The sequence below is a fragment of the Sphingomonas sp. Leaf357 genome (assembly GCF_001423845.1).
Classification (GTDB): domain Bacteria; phylum Pseudomonadota; class Alphaproteobacteria; order Sphingomonadales; family Sphingomonadaceae; genus Sphingomonas.
Genome location: NZ_LMPM01000002.1, coordinates 744306 through 771280, shown reverse-complemented (window position 1 = coordinate 771280; position 26975 = coordinate 744306). Strand labels below are relative to the sequence as shown.

Genomic DNA, 26975 nt, shown 5'->3' with positions numbered 1-26975 from the left:
CCGTGAAACCTGACTGCGCCATGGTACTATCGCTCAAGCGATGGAAGAGTAGGTCGTCGCCAGGCATTGTAGCCGGTGAGCAGCACGAATATCAAAAGAACCCATTCACATGTCACATACCCTCGTCCGCAATCAAAACGGACCCAAGGGACTCTTGGCGCGGGGTGGAGCAGCCCGGTAGCTCGTCAGGCTCATAACCTGAAGGTCACAGGTTCAAATCCTGTCCCCGCAACCAATCACCACAATCCCAAATCCGCCCAGGACATCCTGCGGCGGCTTTTTCGTGTTCGGAGTAGATCGGGCTGAGGTGGCTCTGTCAGCACCGCGACAGCAACAAAGGTGAACCTTGTCGTTGGCCTAAACCGTCGCAGTCCGCCTGCCAATCTTGAAGAGCAACGAAATTCGCCAGCGGAGGAAAACTAGGCATGTCGCCCAATGCTGGCGAATATCGATTTCCCGCCTAGAATTTATATCCCAGTTCCAAGCCATATAGCCGCCGCGCGCCCGGCGAGATGAAAGAGCCGCCGAATTCGATCGCGGGGATCACCTCGTTGACATATTTCTTGTCCAACGCGTTTGTGGCAAACAACGTGGCCTTCCAGGTGTCGCCTTCCAGGCCGAAGCGCAGATCGAGCACGCCGAACGCATCGCGCCGAGCGATGGCGTAATTCGCGTTGCCGACCGATGCCGGTAGCGCCAGCGCCGAGATCGGCAGCAGGGCGCTGAAGATCGTGGCCTTGGTCTGGTCCTGTACGGTGTGGAACCATGTCGGCCCAGTGATGCGATAATCGGCGCGCAACACGAGTTTCAGGCGATCGTTGACCGGCACTTCTTGCTGGCTTCCGAGGTTGATCGTGTAGTCAGGCGTGTAGGGTGATTTGTTGCCGACAGTGTCGGGCCGCGAGCGGTTCCGCTTGATCTCGGAATCGGTGTAGTTGAACGCGCCGGACAGCGTCCACCCTTGTACGATCTTGGCATCGACATTGAATTCTGCACCCTTCAAATCCACGCGATCGATGTTCGAGACAACGCGGAGCAGCCCGAAGCTACCGACGAAGAATTCGAAGAACTGCATGTCGCGGACCTGGGTGTAATAGCCTGCCAGACTGTAGCTGACCGGTCCGGCGCGGCCCTTGATACCTGCTTCGTAGGCGCTGGAGCGCTCCTTACGAAAATCGTCGTTGATGAGCACGCCGGCGTTGATCGGAGCGACGTTGAAATTTTGCGCCACGATCGCCGCCGAACCCTGATTGTTGAAACCACCCGATTTGAATCCGACACCCCAATTGGCGAACAGATTGGTGCGCGGCGCGATTTCGTACCGGGCGCTGATCTTGGGTTCGAGCTGCTTGAAGGTCTTGCTCTTGGCCGCGATCATGCCGGCGGTCTGGCCAGGATTGATCGGCCCGCCGGTGAACGGATCGATTGCCAGCGGCACTTGGTTTTCGACATGGCGGCGCTCGATATCGTAGCGCAGGGCGACGCTCATATCGAAGCTGCTGGTGGGCTTCCAATCGACGGATCCGAAGCCGGCATAGACGTTCGTCCTGAACTTATCGATATACAATTGCGAGGTCGGGTTGGTCGAGTTCGGAGCGTTGTACAATTGCTGGATCACGCCGTTGCCGGTGTCCGCGCCCAGGCTGACGCCGGTTAGGCGATCGATGTGCAGCAAGTATCCGCCGAGTTGCCAGTTGATCGGGCCGTCCCCGGTCGATGCGAGGCGGACTTCGCCGCTGAAGTCCTTCTGATTGCGCACCTGATATTGCGTGCCGTCGCAGGTGGTCGGCGAATAGGGGCCGAAGGTCGACCCTGTGGTCGGTGCGAAGATGAACGGCACCGGGGTCGCGCCGATGAACGTTGGCGGGTTGGTCTTGAAACCGGTGAGTGCGGCGGTAGATGCGAAGCATGCGTTGACCGCCGACTGCGCCGCCGGGTTGACCGCCGAAAGATAGCGCGCAAAATCGGCCGAGGTGCCATCGGCCGTCAGGTCGTTCTTGATATTGCTGTACAGGCCCCATGCGGTGAGCTTCACGCCACCGAAATCGTGGTCGAGCTTGATCGATCCCTCCAACGTCGTTTGGTCGTTGGTCGGCTTGATGTTGCTGTAATAATTGAATTCGTGATCGTTGACGTCTTCGTTGAACGCACCGCCGAAGCCGGGCAGATGAAACGAAGCGTTGAAGTTGATCGAAGCGCCATGAAATTCGCCGTAGCGCATCTTTGCATCGATCTCGGTCTTGTCGCCGATCTCGGCCACGACGCGGCCGTTGACGTTCCACTCCGCACGATTGTCGACCACCTTGGCGTTGAGCAGCGTGTTGCGATAAAAGCCGTCGGTCCGGTTGTAATCGCCCGACAGAACGAAGCCGATGCCCGGCGCGATCGGCCCGGCGATATAGGCGTTGGCCATGGCAGTGTTGACGTTGGCATAGCTCGCGGTCGCGCCGCCTTCGAAATGATCGCCCGGCTTCATCGTCTGCATGACGATCGCGCCGGCAGCCGCGTTGCGACCATACAGCGCGCCTTGCGGACCCTTAAGCACTTCGATCTGGCGGAGCGTGCCCTGCGGCTGGTTGAGCACGGCATTGTTGGTCTTGAGAATCCCGTCGACGACCAGAGCGACTGAGCTTTCGGCATCGCGCGCACCGTTGAGGCCGCGAATGTTGATTTGGTTGTCGCCCGCCTCGGTCGTGCTGGCGACGATCGTCACGCCGGGGGTGAGCTTGGCGAAATCCTGCGCACGTTGGATGTTCGCCTGACCAATCTCGGCTGCGCCGAACGCGGTGATCGAAGCCGGCACCTGGCTTAGCGTCTCGTTGACCCGGCGGGCGGTGACGACGATCTCGCCCGACGCGGTATCGGCTTCGGCAGGCGCGTCGGGAGCGGCGGTCTGCATGGGGTCGGCGGTTTGCGCGACAGCCGGGGCGCTTGACAGCGTCCATGCCGATGCGCCGGTGAGCAATAGAGACATTCCCTTGGCAAGCATCGTATAATCCCCTTTTAGTTTGATCAGACGAGCACGTTGGCTCCGCTCATGTAGACGTGGACGTCCTGGAAACGGCCGTCGCGGACGCGCCAGAAATTGGTGTTGAACAAGCTGGTCACGCGGCCGTCGGCGTCGGTAAGCACCGCTTCGAACGAGGCGGCGATCCGGCCGTTCAGTTCGTCTACGGTGATCGTGAAATCCTTGTGGACCAAGGTTTCCCACGAGCCGAACAGATCCGCGAACATGCGTTCGATCGCGGGTTTCCCGGCATGCGTCGTGAACGACGTCTGCGTGGTCAGCAGCGCCTCATCGTTGAAGCAATCGAGCACGGCGGCCATGTTCTTCGCGTCAACGTTGGCGAAATATCGGTTTATCGCGAGATCGACGAGCGCATCGCGGCTGAGTGTCGGAACATATTGCATCAGTCGATCTCCTGATCGATCGAACCGGCGCGCAGCAGATTGTCGCCGCTCATGTAGACGAACACGCGCGAGAATTTGTCGCCGTCCAGATAAAAGCGATTGCAGTTTTCGTAGCGCAGCAGATCGCCACCATTGGGCGTTATCAGCACGGTGAACTGCGAGCAGATCGCATTTGCCTGCGTGTCGGCGACATGAACGAAATTGCCGTGCCACAATTGCTCGAAATCGGCGAACAGGCGGCGGAACATCGCGGCAATACCCTCGTCGCGGCCGGTGTGTACCGTATTCGAGGTCACCTCGGTCAGCACGGCATCCGAATGGAAGCAACCAAGCACCCGATCGAGCTGCTTGGTATCCACAGCATCGAAATATCGCTTCGTCACGATGTCGATCAGGAAGGGATAGCGGTCTATCATGGAATCTCCTCTGCCTGTCGAGGCGGTCATCGCGCCCATCCCGTGCGGATGTCGGCGTCCTTGCTCACCTGCGGGGACGGAAAGGCGCGCTTGCTGTGCGAGAGGCCGAGCGACACCAAAGTCTCGGCGAGCTTCCACGCCACTACACCCGGATTGATGACCGGGATGGGAAGTACCCTCGCCAGATAGTCGGCCGACTGATGCATCGTCGTCGAGCCAAGCACGATCACGTCGGTGCCATCTTCCGCGATCGCGCGCCGAGCTTCGGTCGCCAGTGCATCGAAGATGATTTCTTCCTTGCCGGCGAGCAATTCGGTGACGTCGGGACGCGTGTTGATCGAGCGCAGCGATGCGAGCCGGTCCGACAGGCCGTATTCGCCGATCGTTTTCTCGTAGAGCGGGAACCATTCGGGCCACATCGTCAGGATCGTGAATTTCTTGCCGAGCGTCATCGCCATGTGGAAGGCGGCTTCTCCTGGGCCGATCACTGGAATCGACAGGCGCGACCGCAATGCGCGCACGCCGCTGTCGCTGACCGTATCGACGATCACGGCGGCATAGCCTTCGTCCTCGGCGGAGATGCCGGTCTGGAATACGGTCCAGTCCATAAGCAGCATGTCATGATAGCTGTCGCCTAGCGCCGCGCCCCACGGCACCGCCGCGAATTCGGGCACGAAACCTGGTGCGATTAAAGCGTCAGGTAGCTGCGATCGCCGGTTGGCAACGCCTGCCGAGTCCATCGGAATCGGTACGATAACCTTGATTCGACCCGCCATTGCCACCTCCGATAGGACACCGGTTATTGTATACAGATATTGACGTCAAGATCATTATCTATACGTTACGATCATATGGGAGGTATGCGCTCGTAGGCGTTAACGAGCCGCTATCGGCAAAATCCCATACGATTGAGGGGCGGTGCGAAGATGACGTGTATACATAAAGGCAGCGTTATTGCGCAGAGCAAGCGGCATTCGGCATGCGATGTGGCGCAGCGCCGAGGTCGCCTTGTTGAGTCGCTTGGTTAAGTCGCTGAACGGGTATGGCGCCGCCGGATTACGCGGCGGGATCGTGATGTCAGGCGGGATTCTCGCTGCGATAGACGTGAAACGCGCGGCGAATGTGCGACGTCATCACTGCTCGCGCCCAATCGGAATCATGGGCTTCGAGTGCGGCGACGATCTCGACATGCTCGGCCAGGCTGCGGCGCAGCTGATCGGCGTCGTACCGCAACGCGGTGCGATGGACGATCGGCTGCAACACCAGCCGGTTGATCATATGCGCCAGTCGATCGGAGGCGGCTGCCTGAATGATCAACGCGTGGAATTCCGCATTCATCGCGAGGAATGCGTCCACGTCGGGAAGGGGGCGATCGATCGCCGCGTCGATCGCGGCGACGTTGTGGTGCAGCTTCTCCAGCATTTCCGGCGTCACACGCTCGGCGGCCTGTGCGGCGGCATGCCCTTCCAGCATCGTGCGCAGCGTGAAGAGTTCTTCGATATCGTCGATCGACCAGTTGCTCACAAACGATCGCTGGCTGTCGCTGCGCTGGATGAACATCTCCGCCTCGAGCCTGTGCATCGCATCGCGGATGGGGGTGCGAGATACGCCGCACGCTTCGGCAAGTTCCTCCTCCTTCAGCTGCGCGCCGGGTGCGAGTGTCCCACTGAGGATCTGCGCCTTGATTTCGTCATAGGCGCGGTCGCTGGCTCTCGACATAAATGTGCTTCCGATCGTCGTGTGGCCCTGATGGGCTGTCCCCAACCCTCAGGCAAGGCCGAGCGGCGCGGACGCGGCCCGATGTTTCAACGTCCCTACACAACCCCGCCTGAAGAATGTATACAATATTGTAAGTGTGACATAGACGCGGTACTGGGTCTGCAAAGCAGTGAGGAGTGGCTATGCGCAGCATCGAGATAGTCGAAGTCGGCCCTCGCGACGGGCTTCAGAACGAGCCGAAGATCTTCAAGGCTTCAGATAAGATGGCCTTGATCGCCAATCTGGTGAATGCGGGGGCGCGGCGAATCGAGGTGGCGAGTTTCGTCAATCCCGCCCGCGTGCCGCAGATGGCGGATGCGGAAGAGGTTCTCGCTGCGCTGCCGGATGGCGAAGCTGTATACATTGGCCTTGTTCTCAATCGACGCGGCGCGGACCGCGCATTGGCCACGAAAGTGCATGAACTGGGCGCGGTGTGCGTGGCGACCGATACGTTCGCGATGCGCAATCAGGGCCAGACGAGCGCGGACTCGATCGATATTGCATGCGATATCGTTGCTGCCGCGCGTGCCGCCGGACGGCGCGCTCAGATCACGATCGGCGCGGCGTTCGGCTGCCCGTTCGAGGGCGAGGTGTCGCCCGATCGTGTCGTAGCGATGGCGCGGCAGGCGGCGGCGAGCGGCGCGGTCGAGGTCGCGCTGGCTGACACGATCGGCGTCGCGGTGCCGGCCGACGTCGCGGCGCTGGTCGCACGAGTGAGGGCCGAGATCGCGCCGTTGCCCGTGCGCGTCCATCTGCACAATACGCGCAACACCGGGCTGGCCAACGTCTGGGCGGCAGTCGAGGCAGGCGCGACGACGATCGATGCGTCGCTCGGCGGGCTCGGCGGCTGCCCGTTCGCGCCTGGGGCGGCGGGCAACGTGCCGACCGAGGACGTCGTCTATCTGCTCGAACGATCGGGCGTGAAGACGGGTCTCGATCTCGACGCGCTGATCGGGGCGGCGGGTTGGTTCACCGGGGTCATGGGGCACCCGCTTCCGGGCATGGTCTCCAAGGCAGGGCGCTTTCCGTCCGCACAACAGCGCATTCTCGAAAAGGTAGGACAGGTATGAGCTATCGTCTTGGCGTCGATGTCGGCGGGACTTTCACCGATCTTTTGCTCTTGGAGGAGGGGACGGGCCGGTTCTGGCGCCACAAGACGCCGTCGACGCCGGCCGACAGTTCGGTCGGCATTCTCGACGGGGTCGAGGCGGTGTGCGCCAAGGCCGGCGTGACGCCGGCCGAGGTCGAGGTGTTCCTGCACGGCACGACGGTGGCGACCAATGCGGTGCTGGAGGGCAAGGGCGCGCGCGTCGGCCTGATCGTGACCGAGGGGTATCGCCAGATCATGCAGATCGCGCGCAGCTATGTGCCCGGCGGTTTGGCGGGGTGGATCATCTGGCCCAAGCCGGAACCGCTCGCCGCATTGATCGACACGCTGGAAGTCGCCGGACGGATGGATGCGCATGGCAACGAACTGCGTCCGATCGACGACGCCGGCATCCGCGCCGCGCTGACCACATTGCGCGACCAGGGCGTCGAGGCGATCACCGTCAGTCTGGTCAACGCCTATCTCAACGGCGCGCACGAGGTGCGGGTCGGCGAACTTGCGGCGGAAATCTGCCCAGATCTGCCGATCTCTCTCAGCCATGAAGTGCTGCCGGAAATGCAGGAATACGAACGCACGTTGACCACCGTCGCCAACGCGGCGGTGCGCCCGATCGTCGGCAATTACGTGCGCAACCTGCGCACAAAACTGCGAGGGGCGGGGATGGCGGGGAAGCTCGCCTTGCTGCGGTCCGATGGCGGGCTGATGTCCTCGGAAAAGGCCGAAGGGCATCCGGTGTCGCTGCTGATGTCGGGGCCTGCAGGCGGCGTGACTGGCGCGCTCTGGGTCGGCAAGAATAGCGGCCTCAAGAACATCTTGACGTTGGACGTCGGCGGCACATCGACCGACGTCGCGCTGATCGAGAATCTCGAGCCGCGCCGTGCGCGCACCACCGAGGTGGGGCATCTGTCGGTGCGCGCATCCTCGCTGGATGTGAAGACGGTCGGGGCCGGGGGCGGATCGATCGCCTACGTGCCGGATTTGACCAAGGCGCTCAGGGTCGGCCCGCAAAGCGCCGGCGCGGTGCCGGGGCCGGTGGCGTACGGCAAGGGGGGCGTGCAGCCAACCGTGACCGATGCGAACGTCGTGCTGGGCTACCTGCCCGAATCGCTGCTCGGCGGCACGTTCAAGCTCGACCGGGACGGGGCGAAGGCTGCGGTACAGACGATCGCGGACGCCCTGGGCATCGGCCTGATGGAAGCCGCGCGCGGAATCATCGACATCGTCAACGAGAACATGTTCGGCGCGCTCAGGATGATCTCGGTCCAGCAGGGCTACGATCCGCGCGATTTCGCGCTGATGGGTTTCGGCGGTGCCGGGCCGCTGCACGTCAATGCGGTGGCGCGGCTGATGGGCAGCTGGCCTGCCGTCTCGCCGGTCAGCCCGGGCGTGCTGTGTGCGCTTGGCGATGCCACGACGCGAATGCGCACCGAAACCGCCCGCAGCTTCTCGCGCCGCTTCGGCGATACCGACGAGGCCGAGGTGATGGCGATCCTCGACGAGATGGCGGCGCAGACGCGCGACGAATTGAAGGCCGACGGGATCGCCGATGCCGACATCACCAGCCTGTTCGAGATCGACGTGCGCTACGAAGGCCAGGCGTTCGAGGTGCCGCTGGCGATCGATGCCGAGACGTTGCGCCGCGATGGCCTGGCCGGGATCATGGACCGCTTCGATACCGAACATAAGCGGCTGTTCACCTTCAACATGACCAGCCCGCACGAACTGGTGAATCTGCGCGCAGTGGCTTTGGGCGTCGCGCTCGATCTGCCCGCCGCGACCTTGCCGCAGGGCGATGGCGACCCCGCACAGGCCAAGCTGCGCGATCACGAATTGTGGATGGACGGCGGCACGCACGCCGCCGTGATCTACGACCGTGCCCTGCTCGAACAGGGTGACGTCATTCCGGGGCCGGCGATCGTGATCGAGATGGATTCGACCACGCTGATCGAACTCGGCTGCGTCGGCACCGTCGATGCGGTCGGCAACATCCTCATCACGCTCAACTGATTTCTGGCGCCTGAAGGGAACAATCCATGCCCGCAACGATCATCGAAACCAACGCCACGCCCTTCGCCCGCGTCGCCATCGATCCCGTCACGCTGGAGGTGATCGAGAATGCGCTGCGTAACGCCCGAGTCGAGATGGACGCCACGCTCGTGCGCACCGCCATGTCGCCCGGCATCCGCGAACAGGGCGACGCCTTCCCGCTGATCGCCGATCACAAGGGGCGGATGATCGTCGGCCAGTTCGGCTCGTTCATCGGCGGCTTTCTCGACGGCTATGACGGTACGCTGGAAGACGGCGACATGATCTTCCTGTCCGATCCCTATTCGGTCGGCGGGGCGATCAGCCATTCGAACGACTGGCTGGTATTGCTGCCGGTGTTCAAGGACGGACGCATCGTCGCCTATACCGCGATGTTCGGGCACCAGAGCGATATCGGCGGCAAGGTCGCCGGATCGATGCCGATCGACGCGCATTCGATCTTCGAGGAGGGCGTGCGCATCCCACCGGTAAAGATCTGGCGCAAGGGCGAGTATAATGAGGATCTGATCAAGCTGGTGATGCACCAGACTCGCAAGCCGGACTGGTGCGCGGCGGACCTGAACGCGCTGATCGCATCGTGCCGGGTCGCTTCGCGCCGGGTGATCGAGATGTGCGAACGCTTTGGCGACGATGTCTACATCTCGGCGACCGAGGAACTTCTCGCGCGCAATTACCGCGCGATGAAGCAGTTGATCGAAACGTCGATCGGCGAAGAGAAGGTCGATTTTGAGGATTATCTCTGCGACGACGGTATGGGCTTCGGCCCCTATAGGATCAAATGCACGATGTGGCGCGAGGACGGTCGCGTCATACTGGATTTCAACGGCACCGATCCGCAGAGTCCGGCGTCGATCAATTTCTTTCTCAACGAGAACATGTTCAAGATGTTCTTCGGCATCTACATGATCATGGTGTTCGATCCGCAGATCCTGTTCAACGACGGGTTCTATGATCTGCTCGACGTGTGTATTCCCAAAGGTTCGTTGCTCAAGCCCGAATTCCCGGCGGCGCTCTCCGGTCGTACGCACGCGCTGGGCCGGATTTTCGACATCCTCGGCGGGCTGCTCGGGCAGCGGACGCCGGAATTCCTGTGCGCGGCGGGTTTCTCCTCGTCGCCGCACCTCTTTTATTCGGGCACCGACCGGAACGGACAATATTTCCAGCTGTTCCAGATCGGCTTCGGCGGCATTCCCGGTCGGCCGATGGGCGACGGGCCGGACGGGCATTCGCTCTGGCCGGGCTTCACCAACGTGCCGAACGAATTCCTCGAACGCTATTTCCCCTTGGTGATCGAACGATACGAAACCGCGCCGGATTCGGGCGGGGCAGGGCTGCATCGCGGTGGCAACGGCATCCACATGACCTATCGTTTCCTCGAACCCGGGATCGTCGCGATCCACGACGATCGCTGGTTCATCAAGCCATGGGGCGTGAATGGCGGCGAACCCGGCGCGCGCGCGCGCAAGATCCTACAAAAAGCCGACGGCACGCAGACGATCGTCGCGAACAAGCTGGAGCAACTGACCGTCGAAGCCGGCGACCAGCTGCATTTCATCACCTGGGGCGGCGGGGGCTGGGGCGATCCGTTGGATCGCGATCCGGCGCTGGTGGCGAAGGAAGTCGAGCAAGGGCTCGTCACGATCGAGGGGGCGAAACGCTACGGCGTGATCATCGGAGACGATGCCGCGACCGATGCGTTGCGCACCGACATTCGGGCACGGCGCACGGGGGCGCTACCCTTGTTCGACCGGGGCGGCGAGATCGAAACGTTGCGGAAATCGTGTCTGGAGGAAACCGGGCTGCCCGCGCCCCGTCAACCCGTCTGGGCGCATGCCGCGCTGGCGGCGGAGTGAATATGATGACCGAGAATACAGGCGCATTGCAGGGCATCAGGGTGATCGAACTGGGGCAACTGATTGCCGGGCCGTTCTGCGGACAATTGCTCGGTGACATGGGTGCGGACGTCATCAAGGTCGAGGCACCGGGTGCCGGCGATCCGATGCGCGCCTGGGGCCGGGGCGAACACAAATTGTGGTGGGAAGTGGTGGCGCGCAACAAGCGCTCCGTCTCCGCCAATCTGCGCATTCCGGCCGGGCAGGCGCTGGTGCGCAAGCTGGTGGCCGAGGCCGACATCCTGATCGAGAACTTCAAGCCCGGCACGCTGGAGAAATGGAATCTCGGCCCGGACGTGCTGCACGAGATCAACCCCCGTCTGATCATCGTCCGCGTGTCCGGTTACGGCCAGACCGGGCCGTATGCGTCTCGCGCCGGTTTCGGCGGGATCGGCGAGGCGATGGGCGGATGGCGCTACATCGTCGGCGATGCCGATCGCGCGCCGAGTCGGATGGGTCTGTCGATCGGCGACACGCTGGCCGCGACCTATGGGTGCATGGGCGCGCTCGCGGCGCTGCATGCCCGCGAGCGGACCGGCAAGGGCCAGATAGTCGACAGTGCGCTGTACGAGGCGGTGTTGCAGGTGACCGAAAGCCTCATCCCGGAATATGTCGCTTCGGGCTATATCCGCGAACGATCGGGATCGGCGCTGCCGGGGATCGCGCCGTCCAACGTCTACAAGACCGCCGATGGCGAATTCCTGATCGGCGCGAATCAGGATGCGGTGTTCGCCCGTCTCTGCGCCGCGATGGGGCACCCCGAACTGGCGACCAATCCGCGCTATGTCGATCACGTCGCGCGGGGTAGGAATCAGGTCGAACTGGACGCCATCGTCGAGGCGTGGACGAAGACGATGACCACGGCCGAGGTCGAACGGCTGATGATCGAGCACAGCGTGCCCTCCGGCACGATCTACCGCGCACCGGAAATGCTGGAGGATCCGCATTTCGCCGCGCGCGATGCGATCGTGACGCTCGATCATCCGCGCTGGGGCGAGGTGAAGATGCAGAACAGCTTTCCCAAGATGTCCGATACGCCGGGATCGATCCGCAGCATCGCGCCACAGAGCGTCGGCGAGCATAACGCGGAGGTCTACGGTGCGCTCGGCCTGTCGGCGGAGGACCTTGCCGGGCTGAAGGCGGAGGGCGCGATCTGATGGCGGCCAGCAATTATGCCGGGGTGTTCGACGGGCGCCTGCCGTTCGGCGATCACCCCGCATTGTTGGTGATCGACGTGGTGATGGCCTATCTGACGCTAGGATCGCCGCTATACGACGCGCGGTTCGAGACGGCGCTGGCGTCGAACGTGCGGCTGGTCGCGGCGGCACGCGCTGCGGGCGTGCCGGTCATCTTCACCAATGTCGTCTATCAGCCGGGCGGCGCGGATGGCGGGCTGTTCTATCGCAAGATACCGGCGTTGAAGGCGTTCGACCGCGGCAGCCCGGGAGGCGACTTTCCACCCTCGCTCCAGCCCCGGGCGGGCGAGACGATCGTATCCAAACAATATGCCTCCGCGTTCTTCGGCACGTCGCTGGGCTCGACGCTGGCGGCGGCGCGGATCGACACGGTGATCCTAACCGGCTTCTCTACCTCGGGCTGCGTGCGCGCCAGCGCGCTCGATGCGCTCCAGCACGGTTTCGTCCCGTTCGTCGTTCGCGAGGCCTGTGGCGACCGCGATCCCGCGCCACACGAGGCGAACCTGTTCGACCTGCAGGCGAAATATGCCGAGGTGGTGAGCGAAGCCGAGATCATGACGATGATGGCGCCGCGATAAGAGAGCCCCGTTCGGAGGCGCGCAGCCGGGCGATCCCTGCACGCTGACGTGCGATCAGGTTTCGCGCAGCACGATACCGGTCGGCAGCATCACGGAGAGCGGGCGACCGCCATCGATCTTCTGCATGAGTTTCTCGACCAACAGGGCGCCCGCGAGATCGGTCTTCTGATCGATCGTCGTAATCGCCGGATGGAAATGCGCGGCCGGCGGGATATTGTTGTAGCCGACCAGGGAAAAATCCCTCGGGGCCAGCAAGCCGATCGCGCGAAAGGATCCAATCGCGGCCATCGCGGCGGTATCCGAAAAGGCGAACACCGCGTCCGGATGGGCGGCACCCGATTTTTCGAGATACGCCGCCACCGCCTCGGCCGTCGCGGTGAACGCCATGGACGCGATCGGCAACAATTCGATCGTGACGTCGTCACGGCCGATCGCGGCATGCTGCAAGCCCTCATAGCGTAGCCGCAATTCCTCGTGCCGGATGTCGCCGATGAACAGCCATCGTTTGCGCCCGTGGGCCAGGAAATGATTGCCGGCCAGCGTGCCGCCCGAACGATTGTCGCTGCCCACCGCGCAATAAGGGGCGTCCGCCGCGACCGCGCCCCACAACACGAGCGGCAGGTTTTCCCGTGCCAGCTTGCGTAGCATCGCGTCGCGCGTGCCCTGGCCGAGCACGATGAACCCGTCCGCACCCCGCGCACGGAAGAAATCGCGGAAGTCGCGCGCCGATTCCAGGCCCGGCGGCGATAGCAGCAGATCCTGATTGCGGATCGACAGCGCTTCCGACACGCCGGCGAGCAATTCGAAGATGAAGGGATCGCCGATCGCGCCGTGGCGATGCGATCCGAAATCGAGCATTACCGCGATCGTGTTCGTCCGGCGGTGGCGTAGCTTCTGCGCATTGCGATTGACCGCATAGCCGTGCGCGCCAGCCACTTCCAGTACGCGATCGCGGGTCTTGGCCGCTACCAACGGGCTGCCGTTCAGAACGCGCGATACGGTGGGTGTGGACACCTTCGCCAGCCGGGCGATGTCGTGCATGGTGAGGGCCGTGGCAGCGTTCCGGCGCGTCGAGCGGTCCTGCGGTACGTCGTCGTCGCTCATCCCGTCGGTGGTAAGCGGCATCCGTGGTCGTAGCAACCCATGGTCGGAGCGCACAATGACAACATGTCTTGAAATGCATTTCATTTTTTCATATTGGACCCATCGGACAGACAAGCATGTCGTCGTTTGAAGGGGAGGAATGAAATGTTTCGTCATACCATGACGTCGGTCGGGCTGATGGTCGGCGTTGCACCGTTGGCACTGATCGCGGCGAGCGCACAGGCCCAGACGGCTCCCGATCCCGCCGCTACCCCCAATGCCGCAATTGCCGATCAGACCGTGCCCGACGCCGAGCAGGACATCGTCGTAGTCGGTACCGCAGGCGGCGGCACGCGACGTCAGGATGCGGCCTTCGCGGTAACCACGATCAGCAACGAGGCGATCGCGCGCGCCGCGCCGAACAGCACGGCTGATCTGCTGCGTACCGTCCCCGGGGTCAGCGCGGAAAGCTCGGGCGGACAGAACGGCGCCAACATCTTCGTGCGCGGCTATCCGTCGGGTGGCGATGCGCAGTTCGTGACCTTCCAGGTCGGCGGCGTGCCGGTCTTCCCGCCGCCCACGCTCTCCTTTCTCGAAAACTCGCAGCTGATCCGGCTCGACGAGACCGTGCAGCGGGTCGAAGCGGTACGCGGCGGCACCGGCTCGCTGTTCTCGAACGGCCAGCCCGGTCTCACGGTCAACGTCGTGCAGCGCACTGGCGGGCAGGACTTCCACGGCCTGGCGAAGGTGTCCTACACCGATTACGACGAGATCCGCGGCGACGCCTGGATCTCCGGCCCGCTGGGCAAGGATACCGGCTTCATGGTCGGCGGCTATTACGCGCAGGGCAACGGTCTGCGCGATCCGCAGTTCCGCGCCGAAAAGGGCGGCCAGATCACCGCCAACATCCACCACGATTTCGGCAATCGCGGCTCGGTCGAGGTCTATGCGCGCTATCTGAACGATCGCGGGCAGTGGCTGTTGCCGATACCGATAAACGTCGGCGCCAACGGCAAGATCAGCGCCTATCCGGGCTTCGATGCCGGCACCGGCGCGCTGGCCGGGCGCGAGACCCGCATCACCACCAACGTCGCCGGGCAGCGCGTCGACCTTGCCGACGGGCGCGGTGCCAAGGTGATCAATACCGGCCTGTCGTTCGATTACGAGGTGGCCGACGGCCTGCGCTTCCGCGAGCGGATGAGCTATCTCGGCGGCCGTGCCGACACCACCGGCCTCGTGCCGGCGGATGCGCCGATCTCGGCGGCGCAGATGGCGGTCAACCTCGGCGGCACCGGATCGACCGTCACGTCGCTGACCTATGCCAATGGCGGCGGCGCGGTCGCGACCGGCGCGGCGACCCAGGTGTTGCGCGCCGGTATCTGGACGGTCGACAAGAAGCTCACCTCATATGTCGCCGATACCGCGTTGGAATGGTCGGCGGGGTCGAACAAGCTGACCGGCGGCTTCTATTACGCCAATTATACGACGCGTGACACTTGGGCGCTGGGCAACCAAGTGCTGCTGACCGCCGAGCCGCATGCCCGCTTGCTCAACCTGACGCTGAACGGCGGGCGCATCGCCACGCAGAACGGCTTCACCAGCGGCCCGGGCTTCATCGTCAACGCCTATTACGAGGGTTCGGATTATGCCGCCTACGGCGTGGACGAATTGCAGATCACGCCCGAACTGCGCATCGACGGCGGCGTGCGCTGGCAGCAGCATGTGGTGGACGGCACGATCCGCACGCCGGCCAGCAATACGGTCAATCTGGATGGCAACGCGCTGACGCTTTACGACAATGCGGTATCGGTGTTCGGTTCGCCACGGCAGGTGAACTATAAGAAGAGCGAATGGTCCTGGACGGCCGGCGTTAACTACGATTTCACGCGGCAGATCGGCGCGTTCGCGCGCTATAGCCGGGGCAACAGCTTCCCGCAGTTCGACAACCTGCGCGAAGGGCTGACCAACGTGGCGCAGATCGATACCTATGAAGGTGGCCTGAAGGTCTCGACCGGCATGCTCAACCTGTACGCCACCGTATTCCACAACAAGTTCGACGGGCTCGCCACGGTCAACCTGATCACGACGCCGACCAACCCGACGCCAACTCCGGTGACCGCCGTCGGCGGCGCGAAGGCGACCGGCGTCGAGATGGAAGGCGTGTTACGGCCGTTCGGCGGGTTCAGCCTGACCGCCGCCGGCACGTATCTCGACGCGAAGTACAAGGGGTTCTTCACCGGAAACGGTACGATCAACAACACCGGAAACCGCGTGCAGCGCCAGCCACGCTGGACGTGGCGCGTGACACCGGCGCTGGATGTGAATGTCGGGGGCTTCAAGCCGTCGTTGTTCGCTACGCTGCAATATACCGGCGATCGCTTCTCGGATCCGGAAAACCTTCAGGTTCTGCCGAACTTCTACCAGCTCGATGCCGGTGTCTCGGTCGATATCTCGGATCGCCTGCGTCTGGCGGTGACGGGCAACAATCTTACCGATACGCTGGGGCTGACCGAAGGCAATCCGCGCATCATCGGCGGGCAGGGCACCGGTGCGATTCTTGCGCGGCCGATCCTGGGGCGGTCGTTCCGCTTCTCCGCTTCGGCGAAGTTCTGAGGTTCCTCCAACTGCCGGTCCGGGCGTTCGTACGTCCGGGCCGGTTCTTTCCGCATAGCTGATGGAGTGATCCGATGGACCGGCGTTCCGTACTGCTTGGTGCGTCCCTGATCGGCGCAGCGGCAATGGTCGATGGAAAGGTTGCTGCGGCGGTGGCGGCACCGAAGCCACGTCGCAACGTCCTGCTGCTCATCTCGGACGATCAGGGGCTCGATCTCGGCAGTTACGGCGTTTCAATCCGTACGCCGCGTATCGACACATTCGCTCGCGGGGCCACGCGCTTCACGAACGGGTTCGCGGCCGTGTCCTCGTGCAGCCCGAGCCGGGCGGTGATCAACACCGGCCTGTATACCCATCAGAACGGCATGTACGGCCTGCAGCACGACGTGCACCATCAGTCGCTGCTCGACGGGATCGAGACGCTGCCGGCGATGCTGCGCCGTGCGGGCTATGCCACCGCCCTGGTCGGCAAGAAGCATGTTGGGCCGGACAGCGCGTTTCCCTACGAGACCGAATTGGTGCCGGAGCGCTCCGGAATACGCGACGTGCGCGAACTGGCGATCGCAGCGTCCAGCTTCATCCGCGCGTCCGACGACCGGCCCTTCTTCGTCACCGTCGCGTACAGCGATCCGCATCGCGCGGCGGTCGATTACGGCAACGATCGCATCTGGCCTGGCGTCAAGCCAGCGATCTACAACCCAGCCAAGGTGCCGATCCCGTCTCATCTGCCCGATATCCCGGCGGTGCGGCAGGATCTGGCCGAATATTACGAATCGCTCAGCCGGCTCGATACCGGCATCGGCATGATCCTCGACGATCTCGCCGCCACCGGCCGGGCAGACGATACGCTGGTGATCTTCTGCAGCGACAATGGCCGGCCCTTCCCCGGCGCCAAGACCAACCTCTACGATCCCGGCCTGCATCTGCCGCTGATCGTTCGCGCGCCGGGCCATGCGGGCAGCGTCAACCGCGCGATGGTCAGCTGGGTCGATATCGCGCCGACGGTGCTGGATTTTGCCGGCGTCGCGCCGCCCGCGCGATATAAGCTGTCGGGAACGTCACTCCTGCCGCTGCTCGGGCAGCCCGATGCGGCTGGCCGCGACACGGTATTCGCAAGCCACGATTTCCACGAGATCAATCAATATTATCCGATGCGCAGCGTGCGCACGCACGACCACAGCTACATCGCCAATCTAGCGCACCCGCTCGATTATCCGATCGCCGGAGACGTTGCGGGATCGCCGAGCTGGAAGGCGATCGCCGCCGATCCGGCGATCCGCCTCGGCAAGCGCACTCAGGCCGCGTATCTCAAGCGCCCGGCGGAGGAACTCTACGATTTGGCGCGCGATCCGGACGAACTGGTCAACGTCGCCGCCGATCCGGCCTATGCCGGCGTCCTGGCCGATCTGCGTCAGCGGCTGCAGACGATGCGCGCCACGACCAAGGATCCCTGGCTTGCGGGGCAGACCGATCCCTATGCGCATATCGGGCGCAGCGAATGACCGATGATCCCTCGCGGCGCGGCGTCTTGCTCGCGGGCAGCGGCGGGGCATTCGGACTGTATAGCTGGGCGGCGGGGGCGGCCGTGCCTGCGCCCACCACGCGCATCCTGAAGCGTCTGCCGAATGCGCGGCCGCGCAACATCCTGGTCGTGCTGACCGATGATCACCGTTACGACGCAATGGGGTTCATGAAGGCGCAGGATTTCGGCGACACGCCGACGCTGGACCGGCTGGCGCGGGAGGGCGTGCATTTCCGCAACGCCTTCGTCACCACCGCTTTATGCTCGCCGTCGCGCGCGTCGATCTTCACCGGTCTGTATGCGCATCAGCACAAGGTGGTCGATAACAACCATCCGATCCCGCCGGGCCTGATCTATTATCCCGAACATCTTCAGGCCGCGGGATACGAGACCGCGTTCATCGGCAAATGGCATATGGGCGCCGAAACCGACGCGCCGCAGCCGGGCTTCGATCACTGGGTCAGCTTCAAGGGGCAAGGAACGTACTGGCCGAGTGCGGACGGGCTGAACGTCGATGGCCGGTCCGTGCCGCAACGCGGTTACATCACCGACGAACTGACCGATTACGCGCTCGACTGGATCGGCAAGCGCGATCGCAAGCGGCCTTGGATGATGCATCTGGCGCACAAGGCGGTGCATTCCGAATTCATTCCCGCGCCGCGCCACGAGGGGCGCTACGCCAAGGAGACATTCCGCTATCCCGCGACGATGAAACCCGGGGCGGCGGGGCGACCGATGTGGGTCGAAAACCAGCGCAACAGCTGGCACGGCGTCGATTACCCGTATCACGGTACGCTCGACATCGGCGACTATTACAAGCGCTACATGGAGACGCTGCTCGCGGTAGACGAAGGGCTGGCGAAGATCATGGCGCTGCTCGAGCGGCGCGGTGAACTCGACGATACGCTGATCCTCTACATGGGCGACAACGGCTTCCAGTTCGGCGAGCACGGTCTGATCGACAAGCGCACCGCCTATGAAGAATCGATGCGCGTGCCGATGATCGCGCGCTGCCCTGCGCTATTCGGACCGGGCGTGGTCGATCAGGTCGTCGCCAATATCGATGTCGGGCCGACGATGCTGGCGGTGGCCGGACTGCAGGCGCCCGATACGATGGCGGGTGCCAATGCCCTGCCGCTGGCGCAGGGCCGATCGGTACCGTGGCGCGGCGAATTGCTCTACGAATATTATTGGGAGCGCAATTTCCCGCAGACGCCGACGGTGCACGCGTTGCGCGAGGATCGCTTCAAATACGTCCATTTCCACGGCATCTGGGATATCGACGAACTCTATGATCTGCAGGCCGATCCGCACGAGGCGGACAACCTGCTGGCGCGGCCGGGGCATGAGGAACTGGCCGATCGCATGAGCCGCAAGCTGTTCGCCTTGCTCGAAAAGAGCGATGGAATGCAGATCCCGCTCAGCGCGGACGCCGGCGAACGCAACGAGCTGCGCGATCCCAAGGGAGCGAAGGGCGCACCGTTCCCGCCAAGTTTCTTTCGCGCGCCCGTGAAACGGGCCTGACATGCGGGTGTCGCGCCCGCCCGGCGAAGTCGGGTTGAAAAGCATTTCATTACCGCATAGCCGATGCCGTACGGGGCGACAGGATCTCGCGGAGGGGAAGGGGATTGTGTGATGGCCGATGAGATCGGAACCCCCGGCGTGACGGGGGCGGCCCGGTGGCGCGTTCTGATCGCGCTCGGGCTGACCTATGCGCTGCTCGGCATCCTGATGAACAGCGTCGGTGTGGTGATCCTGCAGTCGATCCGCCATTTCGATGCGAGCAAGCCGGGCGGATCGACGCTGGAGGCATGCAAAGATCTGTCGGTCGTCGTCGCATCCTTCTTCCTCGCCACGCGCATCCCGGCGTTCGGGTATCGCCGCGCGCTGATTGGTGTGATGGCGGCGATCGCGCTCGCCTGTCTCGGTGCATCGTTCGCGCATGCGTTCGTGGCGATGCAATTGCTGTTCGTCGCGACCGGGCTGTGCTTCGGCATCGCCAAGGTCTCCACCTATGCCGCGATCGGCCTGCTCGCGCGTGATCCGGCCGACCATGCCAGCATCACCGGCATCATCGAAGGCGTGTTCATGGTCGGCCTGCTCGCCGGCGTCTGGTTGTTCGGCTGGTTCGTCGGATCGGATGCGACGGGCAGCGATTGGTTGCGCGTCTATTGGGTGCTAGCCGCTTTATGTGCGTTCGCCAGCCTGTTGTGGCGGACGACGCCGCTGGACGAGACCGCCGCGATCGTGGGCGAGACCGATCAGCCGAGCGGGTGGCGCGAGATGCTGTCGCTCGCCGCGTTGCCCGCGACGGTCGCGTTCCTCGCGGGTATCTTCTGCTACGTGCTGCTCGAACAGAGCGTCGGCACGTGGCTGCCGACCTTCAACAACGAGGTGCTGCATCTTCCGCCGGCGATGAGCGTGCAGATGTCGAGCATCTTCGTCGGTGCGCTGGCGTTCGGGCGGCTGGTGTCCGGGCTGGTGTTGCGCCGGTTCGACTGGTTGCCGGTGCTGCTCGGCTGTCTCGCCTGCGTGGCGCTGCTGATCGTCGCGACGCTGCCCGCGACTCGCAGTCTGGTCGCGCGGCCCGACGTGACCTGGAGCACTGCGCCGGTCGCGGCGTTCCTGTTCCCGTTGCTCGGCGTGTTCCTGGCACCGATCTATCCCACTCTCTGTTCGATCGTATTAAGTGCGCTGCCCCGGCATCGCCATGCCGCGATGATCGGGATGATCGTGGTGTTCTCCGCGCTCGGCGGAACGATCGGGTCGTTCCTGACCGGGCTGCTGTTTCAGCATGTCTCGGGGCAGATTGCCTTCTACTTCGCGCTGCTGCCGCTGGCATTGATCGCCATCGCGCTGGGCTGGATCCGCAGGACGCTCGGCAAGGGCTTAGAGGCGTGAGATTGCCGATCCCGTCCGAATTGTTTGGCAGTCTGTTCGTCGCGGTGCAGGAGCGGCGGCTGTTCGCCGATTCCAAGACCTTCGCGGATGCCGTGCCGCTGCGCGCGGTCGCGGCGATCATGGCCGATTGGAACGCCGACACCGGTCTCGACGACGAGGCGTTGCGCGGGTTCGTCGCACGCAATTTCGACCTGCCGTCGCATTGCGACACGCCGCGACCGGATGGCTTGCCCTTGGCCGGGCATATCCATGCCCTGTGGGACGATCTCACGCGTGAGACGATGGCCGTCCCCGCCGGGTCGTCGGCGTTGACCCTGCCGCGCCGCTATGTCGTGCCCGGCGGGCGGTTCCGCGAACTCTATTATTGGGACAGCTATTTCACGATGCTGGGTCTCGCACGGTCGGGACGGCAGGATTTGGTCGAGGACATGATCGCTGATTTCGGCAGCCTGATCGACCGCTACGGCCATATCCCCAATGGCACGCGCAGCTATTATCTCAGCCGGTCGCATCCGCCGTTCTTCTATCTGATGGCCGGCCTGTCGCAGGATGACAGCGACGCGGGCCGGCAGCGGCGGCTCGGCTGGATGGTCGCCGAACATCGATACTGGATGGCGGGGGAGGATTCGATCGCGCCGGGCGAGGAGCATGCTCGCGTCGTCAGGCTGGGCGATGGCGCGTTGCTGAATCGCTATTGGGACGATTGCGCCCTGCCGCGCGACGAATCCTGGGTCGAGGACGTCGATCTCGCGCGCGAAGCAGCGGATCGCCCGGCGGGCGAGGTGTGGCGCGATCTGCGCGCGGCGGCGGAAAGCGGCTGGGATTTCAGTTCGCGCTGGCTCGGCGACGGGCGGACGCTCGCCACAATCCGCACGACCCGCATCGTGCCGGTCGATCTCAACAGCCTGATGCACGGTTTGGAAAGCGCCATCGCCGAAGGTCACGCGGCGGCTGGTGCGCTGGATGTGGCGGCGTCGTTTACGGCGCGCGCGACGGCGCGGCGCAGGGCGATCGAAACGCATCTGTGGCACGATGCAGGCGGATATTATACCGATCACGATCTCGATCTCGGGCGGCCATGCGATCATAAGAGCGCGGCGATGGCGTTCCCGCTGTTCGCCGGCGTCGCCGACGCCGCGCGTGCCGGGCGCACGGCCGATGCGTTGGCAACCCTGCTCGCGCCCGGTGGCCTCAGCACCACCAACGTCACCACCGGCCAGCAATGGGATGCACCCAACGGCTGGGCACCGTTGCAGTGGATCGCCGTCTCGGGCCTGGCCCGCTACGGGCTCGATGCACTGGCCTCGGCGATCACCACGCGGTGGCTGGCGATGGTCGAGGGCCAGTATCGCGACACCGGACACTTGTTCGAAAAATACGATGTCGAGGCCGGCGTTGCAGGCGGCGGCGGCGAATATGTCGTGGCGACCGGTTTCGGCTGGACCAACGGCGTCACGCTGAAGATGCTTTGAGCGCGTGCGTCGATGACGCCACGCGCTACCTGGGATCGGGCTCCGCGCGGTACCGGCTCTGCGCACCGAGGCGGATCGGGGCGTTGGCGGCACCATAGCCGGCATAGGCACCGCGCCGTTCGATGATCTCGAAGAAGAAGCGTTTGTCGAACGCGCGGGTGTAGATCTGCCAATATTCGTGTCCGGCATCGTCGCGGTCGAACAGGATATTGTGCGCCGCCATCTCGGCGACCAGATCCGGGTCCAGGCCGAAGCGCGCGATCAGATCCTCGTAGTAATTGCCCGGAATCGCCAGCATCGCGACATCCTTTTCCGCCAGCTTGCGAGCGGTGGCGAAGATATCGGTGGTGGTGAAGGCGATGTGCTGAAAACCGGCACCGAACACGTTGCCGATGAAGCGTGACGACAGCGTGCCGCGCCCGCCCGATGCATTCATCGTCATGCGGAACGCGCCATCCGATCCTTCGATCGCCCGGCTCTGCACAAGGCCGGCGGGATCGGGGATTTCGAGTTCGACCTGTTTCGCCACGTCGAACAGGGCCGTCCAGTACAATTGCCACGACAGGAATTCGTCGATGTCGACCGAGGCGGCAACATGGTCGATCTTGTCCAGGCCGGCATCGTCGTCGTTGCTCGGCAATGGACGGAACTCATCGGTCCAGATCCGGTCGGTGGCGCCTTCGCGCAGCAAATAGATCAGGCTGCCGCCGACCCCGCGCAGCGCCGGCATGCCGGCACTTTTGCGCGGTGTGCCCTCGTCGTAGCGCTGAATGCCGAGCGCACGCGCGCGGCGCAGTGTCGCATCGGGGTTCTGCACGGTCAGGCCGAGCGCGCAGATCGAGGCACCGTGCACGACCTCGTAGGAATGCGCGAAGCCGCGTTGCTCGCGGTTGACGACGAGGTTGATCGTCCCCTGACGCCAGCGATCGACCTGTTTCGAGCGATGCTGCCCGATCTTGGCGAAGCCGAGCCCAGTGAAGAGCGGCTCCAGCCGTCTTGCTTCCTCGTCCGAGGCCGCGAACTCGATGAATTCCACGCCGCCGATCTGGGCAGGGGGTGGCAGCGGCGAGCGTCTGCCGATCAGCCGTTCGGCCTGATCGTGGACGGCGACAAGCGAGCGCAACCCGTCCTGCGCGACCAAGGCGGTCGATCCCGCGCGAAACCGGTCGTTGAAGATCTCGAGCGACAATGGACCGTCATAGCCGAGCTTGAGCAGTTCGGCGACAAAGCCGGCAACGGGAAGGTCGCCCTGGCCCGGCATGCAGCGGAAATGGCGGCTCCAGAACAGCAGGTCCATCGACAGCAGCGGAGCGTCTGCCAACTGGACGAAGACGATCTTGTTCGGGTCGATCTCCGCCAGGGTTTCGTTCGGGATGTCGCGCGAGAGCGAGTGGAAGCTGTCGAGCAGGATGCCGATCGACGGATGATCGACTGCCTTGACGATTTCCCACACCTGGCGGTGATCGTAGACGTGCCGCCCCCAGGCCAAAGCCTCATAGCCGACCAGGACGCCGCGCGCCGCGGCGCGTTCGCCCAGAGCGCGGAAATCGTCGACGATGCGCTCCTGCTCGCCGAGCGACTGGGGCGAGCAGTTCGAGCAGAACAGGATCCGGTCGGTGCCGAGTTCGCCCATGACGTCGAACTTGCGCTCGGCCCGGTCGAAGGCACGCTGCCGCAGGTCGCCAGGCATACCCTCGAAATCACGGAATGGTTGGTAGAGGGCGCAGGTCAGGCCTAGATCATCGAGCTGACCGGCGATTTGCCGAGGGGATGCGGCGCAGGACAGGAGGTCGGTTTCGAAGATTTCGACCGAATCATAGCCCGCGGCGGCGATCGCGGTGAGTTTCTGTTCGAGCGTGCCGCTGACCGAGACGGTGGCGATGGAGGTGCGCAACGGACGGTTCCTCAGGCGAGACGGAAGACGTTGACGATGACCGAGGGCGGCCCCCCGGCGGGCACGCCTTGCAGGCTGCCGACGAAGATCGACTGGTTGAGCCAATCGTGCGGCCCGGTCGGCGCCTCGAATTCGGGGACGGTGCGCAGATAACGGGCCTTGGCACCGGCGACGCGGGTGTTGGTGAGGCCGCGATTGCGCACATGGATCTGCGTGCCGTCCTCGGCCTGGATCATGTAGTCGGCCTCGATCAGCGTATAATCGTCGGCGCGTTGAAGCTGCCAGTCGGCCCCGCCCGGCAGCACGCGGCCGCGAATGCGGGGCCCTTCGAACGTTCCGCCGATGATCGGGATGCGGCGACGGATGCCGTATGGGGTGCGGCCGATCTCGCGGGTCGGCTCCAGCAGGACGCGTGCGGCGAAGGCGAATTCCACCTTGGGCGTCGCGTCGTCGGGCGGCAGCGGCGCGGCGAGCGCCTCGGCCGGCAGGATCGCCGGAAGTGCCGCCACGGCCATCGTTCCGAAAAATGCGCGCCGCGTCGCCAGCCCGTCCATGCTCGCTCGTCCCCTAGTCCAGGTTCGCTCCTTGACGATCACGAACCATTTCGTACACGTTGTGCGCTCCGGGGCTGAAATCGGCAAGAGGTTCGTTGCGCCCGGCGAGGAGGATGGATGAAGACGCGCTTCCGCATGCTGATGGCATCGACCCTCCTCGCCGCTTGCGCCGTCGGCGCGATGGCGGACGAGACACCGGCCGACCCGATCCGCACACAGGCGATGCAGCCGATCGCGTCGGACCCGGTGCGGACGCAAGCGGGGGCCATCGCCGGCACGCAGATCGCGGACGGCGTCCGCGCATATCTCGGCATCCCCTATGCCGCGCCGCCGGTCGGCGATCTGCGCTGGGCGGCACCGCGCCCGATCGTCTGGGACGGCGTGCGCAATGCCGACCGCACCGGGCCGGAATGCATCCAAGTGCTGCGGCCGCACGGCATCAATCATTATTTCGGCGAGGAGGCGACGTCCGAGGACTGCCTCTACATGAACGTCTGGGCACCCGCCGCCCGACCCGCCGCCAAGAAGGTGCCGGTGATCGTGTTCATCTATGGCGGCGGCTTCACGATCGGATCGTCGGGCATGCCCAATTACGGCGGTGCGGACGTGGCGCGACGCGGCGCGGTGTTCGTCAACTTCAATTACCGCGTGGGGGCATTCGGTTTTCTGGCACATCCAGAACTCAGCCGCGAGCAGGGCGGCCATTCGGGCAATTATGCACTGATGGACCAGATCGCGGCATTGCGCTGGGTGCGGGCGAACATCGCGGCGTTCGGGGGCGATCCCGATCAGGTGACGATCGTCGGGCAATCGGCGGGCGCGCTGTCGGTCGCGGCGATGATCTTCTCGCCCGAGGCGAAGGATCTGTTCCGTAGCGCCGCGATGACGAGCTGGTGCAATTACCGCGATACGATGCCGACGCTCGCCGAGGCCGAAGCGGTTGGCCTGGCGGTGCAGCAACGGCTCAAGGCGGAGTCGCTCGCGGCGATGCGCGCCATGCCCGCCGACCGGATCCTCGCGCTCCAGAGCGAGAGCCAATTGGGTGCGAACGTCGCCGGGATCCGCATCGGCGGGCCGATCGTCGACGGGCTGGTGCTGCCGGAGCAGAAGGCCAGCCTGCTGGCCGCGGGGCGGATCAACCGCGTTCCGATCATCGCCAGTTCGAACACCGACGATATCGATATCCTGATGAGCCCGTTCGGCCATGTCGCGACGCTCGCCGAGTATCGCGCGACCGCGCGGAGCGCGTTCGGGGCGGATGCCGATGCCTTCCTGAAGCGCTTTCCCGCCGCGACCGATGTCGAGGCCAAAACGATGGCGCGCACCGTCGCGCATCTCGGCGGCTTCGCGCTGGCCTCGCGGAAATGCGCGCGCGATCAGGCGGCGATCGGCCAGCCCGCTTTTCTCGACGAATTCTCGCGCAAGCATCCCTACACCCCGGGCGTGACCTTCGCGGATCAGGATCCGGCGACGGTGGGGGCCTATCATACCGGCGACATCCCCTACTGGCTGGGCACGCTCGACGTTTACAACCGCCTGCGCCGGACGCGAGACTGGACGCCCTATGATCGCACGCTGTCCGATACGATGACGGATCACCTGATCGCATTCGCGCGGGATGGCCGGCCCGGTGCGGATTGGCCCGCCTGGACGAAACGGAGCCCGCGCGAGATGGTGTTCGGCGACACCATCGCCGTGCGCCGAATGGATTCCGCTCGCCTCGACTGGCTGGAGGCGCATCCGATCGCCCGTACGCCGGTGCCGCCGCGTCCCGCCGGCCCGCGCGATTGACGGCCGCAGGTTGATCGCGGGCGGGCTTCGCCTTACGCGGTGTGACGGCAGATCGGGTAGGGACCATTGACCATCGCGACCACAGCAGAGCCGCGCGGCACGAGGGCCGCGGATTCGGAGGCGACCAAGGCCAACATCCTCGAGGTCGCCCGCCAGGAATTCTCCGACAAGGGCCTGAGCGGCGCGCGAATCGACGAGATCGCCGAGCGCACCAACACCAGCAAGCGGATGATCTATTATCATTTCGCGAGCAAGGAGGGGCTGTATCGCGCCGTGCTGGAGGAAGCCTATACCCGCATCCGCGAAACCGAGACGGCGATGCCGATCGAGACGATGGGTGCGGAAGAGGCGCTACGGGCCAATATCCGGCTGACCTTCGACTATCACCACGAGCATCCCGAATTCGTCCGGCTGGTGATGAACGAGAACATGCATCACGGCGAGTTCATCAAGCATGTCGCGGGGATCAAGCGGCGCAACGAGAGCGTGATCCGGGTACTCGGGGAGATCATCGCCAAGGGCCGCGACGAGGGCGTGTTCCGCGACGATCTCGACCCGATCGAACTGCATATGACGATCAGCGCCCTGTGCTTCTACAACGTGTCGAACCGTTATACCTTTTCCGAGATATTCCGCCGCGACATGGTGTCGCCCGAGGCGGTCGAGAAGCGCCGCGAACAGGTCGTCGGGGTCGTATTGGCGTCCTGCCGCCCGGTGTGATCGCGTGCTAGAGCGCGATA

General features: G+C 64.2%; 20 protein-coding genes and 1 tRNA gene. 13 read left to right on the top strand and 8 right to left on the bottom strand.

Annotation, left to right across the window (positions count from 1 at the left end; all coding sequences use genetic code 11):
* Positions 1–158 precede the first annotated feature (158 nt).
* Positions 159–235 (top strand) — tRNA-Met (locus ASG11_RS16570).
* A 225-nt stretch (positions 236–460) separates the two neighbouring features.
* Here ASG11_RS16570 and ASG11_RS16565 read toward each other — a convergent pair.
* From ASG11_RS16565 to ASG11_RS16545, 5 genes are all read right to left on the bottom strand, one after another.
* Positions 461–2899, bottom strand: coding sequence for a TonB-dependent receptor (locus ASG11_RS16565; RefSeq protein ID WP_236697560.1), 2439 nt, complete (start codon positions 2897–2899; stop codon positions 461–463).
* Between the two features lie 113 nt (positions 2900–3012).
* A complete protein-coding gene (locus ASG11_RS16560; protein ID WP_055782627.1) occupies positions 3013–3411 on the bottom strand; it encodes a nuclear transport factor 2 family protein in 399 nt (132 codons plus the stop codon).
* Positions 3411–3827, bottom strand: coding sequence for a nuclear transport factor 2 family protein (locus tag ASG11_RS16555; RefSeq protein WP_055782623.1), 417 nt, complete (start codon positions 3825–3827; stop codon positions 3411–3413). Before ASG11_RS16555 ends, ASG11_RS16560 begins: the two co-directional genes overlap by 1 nt.
* 26 nt (positions 3828–3853) lie before the next feature.
* Positions 3854–4501 (bottom strand): aspartate/glutamate racemase family protein, encoded by a 648-nt coding sequence (locus ASG11_RS16550; protein WP_236697559.1) that lies wholly within the window; start codon positions 4499–4501, stop codon positions 3854–3856.
* Between the two features lie 403 nt (positions 4502–4904).
* On the bottom strand, positions 4905–5546 hold the full coding sequence (locus tag ASG11_RS16545) for a GntR family transcriptional regulator (RefSeq protein WP_055782618.1): 642 nt from the start codon (positions 5544–5546) through the stop codon (positions 4905–4907).
* Between the two features lie 182 nt (positions 5547–5728).
* On the opposite strand from ASG11_RS16545, the gene ASG11_RS16540 reads away from it, so the two are divergent.
* The 5 genes from ASG11_RS16540 to ASG11_RS16520 are packed head-to-tail and all read left to right on the top strand — an operon-like array spanning position 5729 to position 12405.
* Entirely contained in the window at positions 5729–6655 is a 927-nt protein-coding gene (locus ASG11_RS16540; protein ID WP_055782616.1) for a hydroxymethylglutaryl-CoA lyase, read from the top strand.
* Positions 6652–8700, top strand: a complete 2049-nt coding sequence (locus tag ASG11_RS16535; RefSeq protein WP_055782613.1) for a hydantoinase/oxoprolinase family protein — start codon at positions 6652–6654, stop codon at positions 8698–8700. The genes ASG11_RS16540 and ASG11_RS16535 overlap by 4 nt, the downstream gene beginning before the upstream one ends.
* A 26-nt stretch (positions 8701–8726) precedes the next feature.
* Positions 8727–10592, top strand: a complete 1866-nt coding sequence (locus tag ASG11_RS16530) for a hydantoinase B/oxoprolinase family protein (protein ID WP_055782610.1) — start codon at positions 8727–8729, stop codon at positions 10590–10592.
* Positions 10593–10594: 2 nt separating this feature from the next.
* The gene (locus tag ASG11_RS16525; RefSeq protein WP_055782607.1) at positions 10595–11788 is read left to right on the top strand and encodes a CaiB/BaiF CoA transferase family protein; all 1194 of its coding nucleotides are present in this window, start codon (positions 10595–10597) and stop codon (positions 11786–11788) included.
* Positions 11788–12405, top strand: coding sequence for an isochorismatase family protein (locus ASG11_RS16520; RefSeq protein WP_055782605.1), 618 nt, complete (start codon positions 11788–11790; stop codon positions 12403–12405). Before ASG11_RS16525 ends, ASG11_RS16520 begins: the two co-directional genes overlap by 1 nt.
* 54 nt (positions 12406–12459) lie before the next feature.
* Here the strand turns inward: ASG11_RS16520 and ASG11_RS16515 are convergent, their stop codons facing one another.
* On the bottom strand, positions 12460–13530 hold the full coding sequence (locus tag ASG11_RS16515) for a LacI family DNA-binding transcriptional regulator (protein ID WP_236697558.1): 1071 nt from the start codon (positions 13528–13530) through the stop codon (positions 12460–12462).
* A gap of 123 nt (positions 13531–13653) precedes the next feature.
* Between ASG11_RS16515 and ASG11_RS16510 the strand changes: the two genes are divergently transcribed.
* The 5 genes from ASG11_RS16510 to treA all read left to right on the top strand — a co-directional run bounded on the left by ASG11_RS16510 (position 13654) and on the right by treA (position 21996).
* Positions 13654–16101, top strand: a complete 2448-nt coding sequence (locus ASG11_RS16510) for a TonB-dependent receptor (protein WP_055782602.1) — start codon at positions 13654–13656, stop codon at positions 16099–16101.
* Positions 16102–16175: 74 nt separating this feature from the next.
* Positions 16176–17603 (top strand): sulfatase family protein, encoded by a 1428-nt coding sequence (locus ASG11_RS16505; protein ID WP_055782599.1) that lies wholly within the window; start codon positions 16176–16178, stop codon positions 17601–17603.
* Complete coding sequence (locus ASG11_RS16500) at positions 17600–19147, top strand: sulfatase family protein (RefSeq protein WP_082472900.1); 1548 nt, start codon at positions 17600–17602, stop codon at positions 19145–19147. Before ASG11_RS16505 ends, ASG11_RS16500 begins: the two co-directional genes overlap by 4 nt.
* Before the next feature lie 111 nt (positions 19148–19258).
* On the top strand, positions 19259–20524 hold the full coding sequence (locus ASG11_RS19110; protein ID WP_055782596.1) for an MFS transporter: 1266 nt from the start codon (positions 19259–19261) through the stop codon (positions 20522–20524).
* A complete protein-coding gene (gene treA, locus ASG11_RS16490; RefSeq protein WP_055782593.1) occupies positions 20521–21996 on the top strand; it encodes an alpha,alpha-trehalase TreA in 1476 nt (491 codons plus the stop codon). Before ASG11_RS19110 ends, treA begins: the two co-directional genes overlap by 4 nt.
* A gap of 25 nt (positions 21997–22021) precedes the next feature.
* Here the strand turns inward: treA and ASG11_RS16485 are convergent, their stop codons facing one another.
* Together ASG11_RS16485 and ASG11_RS16480 are read right to left on the bottom strand one after the other, a co-directional pair.
* Positions 22022–23890 carry a bifunctional sugar phosphate isomerase/epimerase/4-hydroxyphenylpyruvate dioxygenase family protein gene (locus ASG11_RS16485; RefSeq protein WP_055782590.1) on the bottom strand — a complete coding sequence of 623 codons (1869 nt, stop codon included), beginning with the start codon at positions 23888–23890 and terminating at the stop codon, positions 22022–22024.
* 11 nt (positions 23891–23901) lie between these two features.
* The gene (locus ASG11_RS16480; protein ID WP_055782586.1) at positions 23902–24444 is read right to left on the bottom strand and encodes a DUF3237 domain-containing protein; all 543 of its coding nucleotides are present in this window, start codon (positions 24442–24444) and stop codon (positions 23902–23904) included.
* Positions 24445–24561: 117 nt separating this feature from the next.
* Here ASG11_RS16480 and ASG11_RS16475 point away from each other — a divergent pair, with 117 nt between their 5' ends.
* Positions 24562–26235 carry a carboxylesterase/lipase family protein gene (locus ASG11_RS16475; protein WP_055782583.1) on the top strand — a complete coding sequence of 558 codons (1674 nt, stop codon included), beginning with the start codon at positions 24562–24564 and terminating at the stop codon, positions 26233–26235.
* 66 nt (positions 26236–26301) lie between these two features.
* On the top strand, positions 26302–26955 hold the full coding sequence (locus tag ASG11_RS16470) for a TetR/AcrR family transcriptional regulator (protein ID WP_082472898.1): 654 nt from the start codon (positions 26302–26304) through the stop codon (positions 26953–26955).
* Positions 26956–26975 lie beyond the last annotated feature (20 nt).

Excerpts from the sequence above, each read along its gene's own strand:
- ASG11_RS16565 (WP_236697560.1), bottom strand. The coding sequence starts at position 2,899 with ATGCAGACCGCCGCTCCCGACGCGCCTGCCGAAGCCGATACCGCGTCG.
- ASG11_RS16540 (WP_055782616.1), top strand. The coding sequence starts at position 5,729 with ATGCGCAGCATCGAGATAGTCGAAGTCGGCCCTCGCGACGGGCTTCAG.
- ASG11_RS16510 (WP_055782602.1), top strand. The coding sequence starts at position 13,654 with ATGTTTCGTCATACCATGACGTCGGTCGGGCTGATGGTCGGCGTTGCA.
- ASG11_RS16535 (WP_055782613.1), top strand. The coding sequence starts at position 6,652 with ATGAGCTATCGTCTTGGCGTCGATGTCGGCGGGACTTTCACCGATCTT.
- ASG11_RS16530 (WP_055782610.1), top strand. The coding sequence starts at position 8,727 with ATGCCCGCAACGATCATCGAAACCAACGCCACGCCCTTCGCCCGCGTC.
- ASG11_RS16555 (WP_055782623.1), bottom strand. The coding sequence starts at position 3,827 with ATGATAGACCGCTATCCCTTCCTGATCGACATCGTGACGAAGCGATAT.
- ASG11_RS16545 (WP_055782618.1), bottom strand. The coding sequence starts at position 5,546 with ATGTCGAGAGCCAGCGACCGCGCCTATGACGAAATCAAGGCGCAGATC.
- ASG11_RS16480 (WP_055782586.1), bottom strand. The coding sequence starts at position 24,444 with ATGGACGGGCTGGCGACGCGGCGCGCATTTTTCGGAACGATGGCCGTG.
- ASG11_RS16475 (WP_055782583.1), top strand. The coding sequence starts at position 24,562 with ATGAAGACGCGCTTCCGCATGCTGATGGCATCGACCCTCCTCGCCGCT.
- ASG11_RS16505 (WP_055782599.1), top strand. The coding sequence starts at position 16,176 with ATGGACCGGCGTTCCGTACTGCTTGGTGCGTCCCTGATCGGCGCAGCG.
- ASG11_RS16560 (WP_055782627.1), bottom strand. The coding sequence starts at position 3,411 with ATGCAATATGTTCCGACACTCAGCCGCGATGCGCTCGTCGATCTCGCG.
- ASG11_RS16525 (WP_055782607.1), top strand. The coding sequence starts at position 10,595 with ATGATGACCGAGAATACAGGCGCATTGCAGGGCATCAGGGTGATCGAA.
- ASG11_RS16515 (WP_236697558.1), bottom strand. The coding sequence starts at position 13,530 with ATGCCGCTTACCACCGACGGGATGAGCGACGACGACGTACCGCAGGAC.
- ASG11_RS19110 (WP_055782596.1), top strand. The coding sequence starts at position 19,259 with ATGGCCGATGAGATCGGAACCCCCGGCGTGACGGGGGCGGCCCGGTGG.
- ASG11_RS16500 (WP_082472900.1), top strand. The coding sequence starts at position 17,600 with ATGACCGATGATCCCTCGCGGCGCGGCGTCTTGCTCGCGGGCAGCGGC.
- ASG11_RS16520 (WP_055782605.1), top strand. The coding sequence starts at position 11,788 with ATGGCGGCCAGCAATTATGCCGGGGTGTTCGACGGGCGCCTGCCGTTC.